The sequence below is a fragment of the Methylorubrum podarium genome (assembly GCF_022179745.1).
Taxonomy (GTDB): Bacteria; Pseudomonadota; Alphaproteobacteria; order Rhizobiales; family Beijerinckiaceae; genus Methylobacterium; species Methylobacterium podarium.
Genome location: NZ_BPRD01000165.1, coordinates 1 through 7611 on the forward strand (window position 1 = coordinate 1; position 7611 = coordinate 7611).

8 protein-coding genes are annotated in these 7611 nt (G+C 72.5%); 2 read left to right on the forward strand and 6 right to left on the reverse strand.

Going from position 1 to position 7611, the window contains the following annotated elements; all coding sequences use genetic code 11:
• Window positions 1-367: 367 nt before the first annotated feature.
• Window positions 368-775: a helix-turn-helix domain-containing protein gene (locus tag MFF42_RS08670; protein ID WP_238255375.1), complete on the forward strand. Its 408-nt coding sequence runs from the start codon at window positions 368-370 to the stop codon at window positions 773-775.
• Window positions 776-1174: 399 nt separating this feature from the next.
• Here MFF42_RS08670 and MFF42_RS08675 read toward each other — a convergent pair whose 3' ends face one another.
• The 3 genes from MFF42_RS08675 to MFF42_RS08685 all read right to left on the reverse strand — a co-directional run bounded on the left by MFF42_RS08675 (window position 1175) and on the right by MFF42_RS08685 (window position 3806).
• Window positions 1175-2500 carry a cobyrinic acid a,c-diamide synthase CobB gene (locus MFF42_RS08675; protein WP_238255376.1) on the reverse strand — a complete coding sequence of 442 codons (1326 nt, stop codon included), beginning with the start codon at window positions 2498-2500 and terminating at the stop codon, window positions 1175-1177.
• Window positions 2497-3297 carry a precorrin-4 C(11)-methyltransferase gene (gene cobM, locus MFF42_RS08680; protein ID WP_238255377.1) on the reverse strand — a complete coding sequence of 267 codons (801 nt, stop codon included), beginning with the start codon at window positions 3295-3297 and terminating at the stop codon, window positions 2497-2499. The genes MFF42_RS08675 and cobM overlap by 4 nt, the downstream gene beginning before the upstream one ends.
• Before the next feature lie 65 nt (window positions 3298-3362).
• Window positions 3363-3806, reverse strand: coding sequence for a PACE efflux transporter (locus tag MFF42_RS08685; protein ID WP_238255378.1), 444 nt, complete (start codon window positions 3804-3806; stop codon window positions 3363-3365).
• A gap of 90 nt (window positions 3807-3896) precedes the next feature.
• Between MFF42_RS08685 and MFF42_RS08690 the strand changes: the two genes are divergently transcribed.
• Window positions 3897-4802, forward strand: a complete 906-nt coding sequence (locus MFF42_RS08690; RefSeq protein ID WP_238255379.1) for a LysR family transcriptional regulator — start codon at window positions 3897-3899, stop codon at window positions 4800-4802.
• Between the two features lie 22 nt (window positions 4803-4824).
• Here the strand turns inward: MFF42_RS08690 and MFF42_RS08695 are convergent, their stop codons facing one another.
• The 3 genes from MFF42_RS08695 to cbiE form a co-directional block, all read right to left on the reverse strand.
• Complete coding sequence (locus MFF42_RS08695; protein ID WP_238255380.1) at window positions 4825-5916, reverse strand: GGDEF domain-containing protein; 1092 nt, start codon at window positions 5914-5916, stop codon at window positions 4825-4827.
• A gap of 87 nt (window positions 5917-6003) precedes the next feature.
• A complete protein-coding gene (locus MFF42_RS08700; protein ID WP_238255381.1) occupies window positions 6004-6423 on the reverse strand; it encodes a cobalamin biosynthesis protein in 420 nt (139 codons plus the stop codon).
• Window positions 6402-7611, reverse strand: a 1210-nt coding sequence (gene cbiE, locus MFF42_RS08705) for a precorrin-6y C5,15-methyltransferase (decarboxylating) subunit CbiE (RefSeq protein WP_238255382.1), incomplete at its 5' end; no start/stop codon positions are given. The genes MFF42_RS08700 and cbiE, both read right to left, overlap by 22 nt.

Genomic DNA, 7611 nt, shown 5'->3' on the forward strand with positions numbered 1-7611 from the left:
GAAGCCGGACCGGCTTCACCGCCTCTAGTGTGAGTGCTCTCTTGTCAGCGAATTCGTGAGAAATCCCGCGAAACTCAAGCGAGGGTTGCCGATTTTTCAGCAGGAACGTTTCGAGAACAGAAACACGGTAGCAAACTGAAAACTCCCGTCCGGCAACAGGTAGGCTCTTGCATTGTGTATGCACTTCATGGTGATGCTGCAGCTAGGCTAAACCACAGCGATACGGTAGCCTCGCAGCGCATCTGCCCAACCCGCTTGGGTAGTAGAAGCGTTTCGAGGTGCCCGAAGACGCTGGCAAATGCTCAAGCGCTGCCGACCTAAGGTCCTTGGGTTGGTCCGCGACATCGAACAGGGACCGTGCCGTAAGATGATGCCGAAACAGACAACCGATGTCGACCGCCTCGTCGGGCTCCGGATCACCGCGCTGCGCAAGGCACGCGGCTTGAGTCAGACCGCGCTCGGGACCGCTGTGGGTGTGACCTTCCAGCAGGTCCAGAAATACGAGAAGGGCCAGAACCGCGTCGGCGCCGGCCGCCTGCGCGAGATCGCCCGCCTGCTCGAAGTCCCGGTCTCCGCCTTCTTCGAGGAGGGTGACGGCGCCGCCGCCCAGGAGCAGACGGAAGTGTTCGGCTTCCTGCGCGCCCACGGAGCGGTCGATCTGCTGCGCGCTTTCGCCACGATCGAGGACGACCAGTTGCGCCGCGAGGTTCTGGCGATCGTGCGCAGCGCCGCCCGCCTCGGCCGCAAGAAGGAAGCGGAAGTCGTCGAAGCCTGAGCAACGCGCCGCCGAGCGGATGCCGGTCCGGCGTCCGACGGCGGGTCGGACCGAGCATCGAGAGCCGCGATCACCAACGTGACCGGTTGCGGCTCCCGATCACCGTATCAGACGGCGGCCGCCGGCTGTCGCACGCGGCGCCGTTCCCCTCGATTGCCATCCCGGCCCGGCGGCGACTCCCCGCTCGCGGCGTTCGCGGACGTGCCTCATATAATTCCCGGCTGATTCCTTCGGTGGAGCTTCCCGTCATTCCGGGGCGCCGAAGGCGAACCCGGAATCCACGACTGGCCTCGACGCCCTGTTCCAGCCGCGCATCACGGGTGGATCCCGGGTTCCGCTGCGCGGCCCCGGGATGACGGGGATTGGGGGCTGAACCGAACCAGTCAGCCGGAGACCGTATCAGGCGCCGGTCGTCTCCGCGATCAGGTGGAAGAAGCTGCCCGTGACGTGGCCCCGGCGATGTCCGGCGAGGCTGAGCGGCACCCCTTCCGCATCCGTTACCCGCGCGAGCGCAAGGTCGTCCCCGGGGGCCGGCGTGAGCTCGCTCGCGTAATGGAATTCGTGGCCGACGAGACGCGTGCCGGTGGCGCCGAGCAGCCCGTCGGCGAGGAGGTGCGCGACGCGGTAGCCGAGATGGAGCTTGCGCCGCCGGTACGAAGTCGCGACCGGCAGCAGGCCCGCCATCGGATGGGTGATCCCGTCCGCATCCTCCAGGCTCTCGCCCAGAACCATGTAGCCGCCGCACTCGCCGTGGACCGGCCGCGTCCGCGCGAAGGCCCGCAGACCGTCGCGGAAGCGGTCTGCCGCGGCGAGCCGGCCCGCATGCAGTTCGGGATAGCCGCCGGGCAGCCAGCAGGCGTCGCAATCAACGCCCGGCGGCTCGTCGGCGAGCGGCGAGAACGGCACGATCTCGGCGCCGGCCGCGCGCCAGCCCGCCAGCATGTGCGGGTAGAGGAAGGAGAAGGCCGCGTCCCGCGCCACCGCGATCCGCTGCGCCGGCGGCCTCGGCAGGCCCCCGGTCGCGGCGGGCGCGTGCCCGCCGGCGACGGAGAGGATCGCGTCGAGGTCGAGGGAGGCTTCCGCGAGGTCGGCGAGGCGGTCGAGACGGGCGTGGAGGTCGGCGGTCTCGCCGGCCTGAACCAGGCCGAGATGGCGCTCGGGCAGGACGAGGTTCGCCTCCCGCGGGAAGGCGCCGAGCACCGGGAGCCCGACCCGCGACAAGCCGGCCTCGACGAGGCGGCGGTGGCGCGGGCTCGCGACCTTGTTGAGGATCACGCCGGCGATCCGGATCCGCGAATCATAGGCCGCACAGCCGAGCGCCACGGCCGCCGCCGATTGCGCGGCGCCCGACACGTCGAGAACGAGGAGCACGGGCCAGCCGTAGCGCGCGGCGATGTCGGCATTCGCGCCTGTGCGGCCCTCGCCGGCGACGATGCCGTCGTGCAGCCCCATCGAGCCCTCGGCCACGACGAGGTCGGCCTCGTGCGCGCTGAGGCCGGCGCAGGCGTCGAGCAGCGCGTCGGGCATGGCGAAGCTGTCGAGGTTGAGGCTGGGTGCGCCCGTCGCCGCCTCGTGGAAGGCGGGGTCGATGTAGTCCGGCCCGCATTTAGCGCCGCGGAGCGCCACGCCCCGGCGGCGCAAAGCCCGCATCAGCGCGAGCGTCACCGTGGTCTTGCCGGAGCCGGAGCGCGGCGCGGCGACGAGGAGGCCGGGGGCGGGGCTCACGAGGCGGCCTCGCCCGACGTTTCGCCGCACGCCCCGACCGCGCCGCGGGGGCGGAAGCGGCGGTCGTAATCGGGGGCGTAGAGGGCGCTCTCGCGGAAATCGGCCGGGTCGAGGGCCGGTCCGACCAGGATCAGGGCGGTGCGCTCGATCTTCTCCGCCCGGACGCGCTCGGGGAGGGTGGCGAGCGTCCCGGTCAGCACCCGCTCGTCGGGCCAGGTCGCGCGGAACACCACCGCGGCCGGGCCGTCCGCCCCGTAGAACGGGACGAGGTCGGCGCAGGCCTGCTCGATCACGTGGATCGAGAGGTGGAGCGCCAGCGTCGCGCCGGTGGCGGCGAAGGCGGAGAGTGTTTCGCGCTCCGGCATCGGGCTCGCCCGGCCCGAGGTGCGGGTGAGAACCACCGATTGGGTGAGGCCCGGCACGGTCAGCTCGCGCCGCAGCAGGGCGGCGGCGGCGGCAAACGAGGGGACGCCCGGCGTGACGGTGTAGGGGATGCCCAACGCGTCGAGCCGGCGGGTCTGCTCGGCGAGGGCGCTCCAGACCGAGAGGTCGCCCGAATGCAGCCGCGCCACGTCCCGGCCGGCCGCGTGCGCGGCGCGGATCTCGTCCATGATCGCGTCGAGGTCGAGGGGCGCGGTGTCGACGATGCGCGCGCCGGGAGGGCACCACGACAGGATCTCGGGCGCCACCAGCGAGCCCGCGTAGAGGCAGACCGGGCAGGCGGCGATCCGGTCGCGGCCGCGCAGGGTGATGAGGTCGGCGGCGCCCGGCCCGGCGCCGATGAAATGGACGGTCATGAGCGTCCGCTTACAGCATCGGGCCGGCCGTTGGGGAGAGACGATGATCGAGGGTCGCGCCGGGTTCAGCGGCAAGGCGCCGCCGCGGCCTCGCCCCAGCCCTGCAGCGGGAAGGCCCGGTCGTAGGCCAGGTTGAAGACGAAGGCGTAGGCCACGTAGAAGGCCGCGATCGCGAGATCCATGACGAGGGCCTGGGCGAGGCCGATGCCGAGATACCAGGCGATCGGCGGCAGCAGGATCACGAGCAGTCCCGCCTCGAACAGCACGGCGTGCCCCACCCGCAGGCCGAGGCTCTTCCGGGTGTGCCCGGCTAGGCGCTGCATCGTTCGATCGAAGCCGAGATTGTAGACGTAGTTCCACGCCGTCGCGGCGAGCGCGCTGCCCACGCCGATCACCCCCATGTCGGAGGCGTGCAGCCCGAACAGCACGGTCCCGAACGGGACGACGAGCGCGAGGCTGATCAGCTCGAACAGGATCGCGTGGCGGATACGGTCGCGTGTGGTGCGCATGGACTTGTCTCGGGAAGACTGGGTTGGTGCGCCGCCTTCTATCTGTGATACCCGGTGAGCCAAGTTAGGACGTATCTGGAAATCGGATAGATGGCCGTCTCGCTCGATCAGCTTCAGGCCTTCGTGGCGGCGGCCGAGGCCGGTTCCTTCTCGGGGGCGGCCCGCACGCTGCGGAAGGCGCAATCGGCCGTCAGCACCCATGTGGCGAATCTCGAGACCGATCTCGGGCTGGCGCTGTTCAGCCGGACGGGCCGTAATCCGGTGCTCACCCCGGCCGGGGAGCGGCTTCTGTCGGAGGCGCGCGTCGTGCTGGACCGGCGCGAGCACCTGATCGGCGTGGCGAGCAGCCTGGAGCAGCGGGTGGAGAACCGGCTGGTCGTCGCCATCGACGAGCTCTATCCCGAGCACGCGCTCGGCGCCCTCTTCGCCGAGTTCGCTCAGGCCTTCCCTTTCGTGGAGCTGGAACTGCTGTTCCCGCTGATGGAGGATGTCAGCCGGATGGTGCAGTCGGGCGCCGCCGACCTCGGCGTGATGTGGCGCCAGGAGATCCTGCCCACGGAACTCGGCTTCCAGACCATCGGCTGGGTGCCGCTCAAGCTCGTCTGCGGGCGCGACCACCCCCTCGCGAAGGCGCGGGTGGAGTGGGAGGAGTTGAAGCGCCACCGCCAGATCCTGGTGGCCGCGCGCAGCGACGGGCCGGAGAAGCGCCGCCTGCGGGTCGCCGCCGAGGTGTGGTGGGTCGAGAGCTACTGGGTCATCCTGGAGATGGTGAAGCACGGGATCGGCTGGGCCTTCGTGACCGATCACGTCATCGCCGCCTCCCAGACCGCGCCGGACCTCGTCACGCCGGACCTGCAGTTCGACGAGGGCGACTGGCCCATCGCCCTGGAGCTGGTTTGGCACAAGCAGCGGCCCTGCGGCCCCGCCGCGTCGTGGCTCCGCGCGCGCTTCGCGGCGGAGAGGATCGGCAGCCTGTCGGGGGGCCGGGCAGGCTGAGGGGCGGGCCCCGCACGCGGGCCTACGCGACCCGGACGCGGTTCCGGCCCGCCGACTTGGCGTCGTAGAGCGCCTTGTCGGCGCGCTCCAGGCTCTCGGTCAGGTCCTCCCCGGCCTTGAGCATCGCGACGCCGATGCTCACCGTGATCGGAATGGACGATGCCTTCCAGGGGACGGGGAGGCTGCCGACCGCGCGGCGCAGGCGCTCGGCGAGATAGGTCGTCGCGTGGTGGTCGCGTCCGGGCAGCACGATCCCGAACTCCTCGCCACCGAGACGCGCGAGGTGTCCGCCCTCGGGCAGGAGCGCGGCCGCCCGCGCGGCGAAGTCGCGCAAGACCGCGTCGCCCGCCGCATGCCCGAACCGGTCGTTGATCGCTTTGAAGTGGTCGAGGTCGGCGACGATGATGCCGGCCTCGGTCAGACCCACAGCCTCGGCCGCGAGGCCCTGCCGGTTCAGCGCCCCGGTCAACGCGTCCGTCCGCGCCATCCGCTCCACGGCGGCGTGGGCCCGCTCCGCTTCCAGGGCGAGGATCGCGGTGGTCAGGAGGATCGAGGTGATGTGATCGACGATGAAGATGGCGATGACCGACAGGCGGATCGAGGGCTCGGGGAGCGGCAGCAGGGGCAGGCAGATCACCAGCGCGATCGCGAGGAGGGCCCAGGCGACCAGCTGGCGGAGCGGGGATCGCGCCGGCGAGTTGCGGAAGACGTAAGCCGCCGCCGCGGCCTCGTGGACCGCGTAGGCGATCGTGCTGCCGGCATTGACCGCGGCGGGGCCGCCGCCCGCCAGCGTCAGCAGGAGGTGCGTGGCGGTGGGCAGCAGGAACAAGCCGAGCATCGGCGCCGTGACCGCCGGGCGGCCGTCGAAGAGCCGCAGCCCGATCCAGAAGGTCGCTCCGGCGAGCGACCATCCGAACGGCGACCAGATGCTGCCGTAATAACCGAAATCCACGAACCACACGGCCATGGCCGCGCAGACGGCGTAGCTCGCTCCGAAGCAGAGGAAGTAGGTCTTTTGTCGGCGCAGCAGCCAATTGCAGAGGAAGATCGCGGCGCAGGCGCCGAATACCAGGAAATCGGTGAACTGCAGGGTCGGAACCGACAACTCCGTCACCGCAAAAGCCTCCCTGCCGCACGGGGCGGTGTTGGCCCAGATCGCGTGAAAGGTTCCCTTCGTCGGGGGCGCGACGCGACTTCTTGGTTAAGGAAGTCTTTCGGCCGGTGCCGCGAGGGCGCAGGTCGCGCCCGCGCTGGCGATGCGGGGCAGGAGGAGGCGCGCCTCCGGGCCGGCGCAGGCGAGGGCCGCCGCCTCCGCCACCGAGCCGACGCCGCGGCTCGCCTCGATCCGGCTCGAGCGGGTCTCCACCCGCGCGTCGGCCGCCGTCAGGGCCGCCGCGTCGACGCCCGTCGGCACGAGGCCGAAGGCGGCGGCGGCCTCGTGGATCGCCGGTTCGCCGGCCCGGTCCGCGGCGGTGGCGAGGGCGGAGAGCCGTTCCGGCGCGAGCCCGGCCTCGCTGAGGGCGCGGCGCAGGAGCGCGACGATCTCCGCACCCGTCGTCACCCGGCGGAAGCCGATGCCGGCGACGATGCCGGGCGGGCTCACGGCTTGGTCCAGACCCATTGCGTGATCGGCATGGCCGGGCGCCAGCCGGTGAGGCCGCCGACCGGTACGGCCTGGGCGACCGAGAGCCGGCGCAGGGCACCGCCCGCCTCCGCGAAAGCGGCGAGCAGGGCGGCCTCGCCCTCCAGGGTGACGGCGTTGGCGACGCAGCGCCCGTCGGCGGGCAGCGCGTCCCGGCAGGCGGCGAGCAGGCCCGGCTCGGCGACGCCGCCCCCGACGAAGACCGCCCGCGGGGCGGGGAGGGCGGGGAGCGCCGCGAGCGAGGCGCCGCCGACGACCTGCACCCGCGCGCCGACGCCGAGCGCCTTCGCGTTGCGGGCGATCCGCTCGGCCCGGTCCGGTCGGCGTTCCACCGCGACCGCGCGGTTGGCGGGATGGCGCAGACACCACTCGATCGAGACCGAGCCGGCGCCGGCGCCGAGATCCCACAGGGTCTCGCCGGCCCGCGGGCGCAGGGCCGCGAGCGTCACCGCGCGGATCTCCGCCTTGGTGAGCTGGCCGTCATTCTCGAACCACCCGTCGTCGAGGCCGGGGCTGAGGGGGACGATCCGGGCGCCGGGTGCATCCTCGATCTCCACCGCGACGGTGTTGAGGGCGGCGATCTCCGTCAGGTCGAAGTCGTCGGCCCGCGCCGCGCGGACCCGCTCGTCCGGGCCGCCCATCGCTTCGAGGACGGTGAGCCGGGCGGTGCCGAGCCCGCGCCCGGCGAGCAGCGCGGCGAGGGCCGCGGGCGTCGCGCCGTCCCAGGACAGGGCGAGGAGGCGCGCGCCGGGCTGGAGATGGGGCACGATCCCGAACAGGTCGCGCCCGTGCAGCGTCAGGCAGGCGGTCTCGGGCAGTGACCAGCCGAGCCGGGCGGCGGCGAGGCTGAAGGCGGAGGGCTGCGGGAAGGCACGGATCTCGGCGGCCGGCACCAGCCGGGCGATCTCGGCGCCGATGCCGTAGTGGAACGGGTCCCCGGTGGCGAGGAGGCAGGTGGGCCGGCCGCGCCGCGCCAGGATGCCGGGATAGGCGTCCCCGATCGGGCTCGGCCAGGCGCGGGTCTCGGCGGCGAGGGGCGCGGCCAGGGCGAGGTGGCGGCGCCCGCCATAGACCACCTCCGCCCCGTCGAGGGCGGCGGCGGCGGCGGGCGAGAGTCCGGCCCGCCCGTCCTCGCCGATGCCGACGATGGCGAGCCAGGGCGCGCGG

What these genes read in the sequence shown, in the direction of transcription:
- MFF42_RS08690 (WP_238255379.1), top strand. Translation starts at nt 3,897, where the DNA reads ATGGCCGTCTCGCTCGATCAGCTTCAGGCCTTCGTGGCGGCGGCCGAG.
- MFF42_RS08685 (WP_238255378.1), bottom strand. Translation starts at nt 3,806, where the DNA reads ATGCGCACCACACGCGACCGTATCCGCCACGCGATCCTGTTCGAGCTG.
- MFF42_RS08700 (WP_238255381.1), bottom strand. Translation starts at nt 6,423, where the DNA reads ATGGGTCTGGACCAAGCCGTGAGCCCGCCCGGCATCGTCGCCGGCATC.
- cobM (WP_238255377.1), bottom strand. Translation starts at nt 3,297, where the DNA reads ATGACCGTCCATTTCATCGGCGCCGGGCCGGGCGCCGCCGACCTCATC.
- MFF42_RS08670 (WP_238255375.1), top strand. Translation starts at nt 368, where the DNA reads ATGATGCCGAAACAGACAACCGATGTCGACCGCCTCGTCGGGCTCCGG.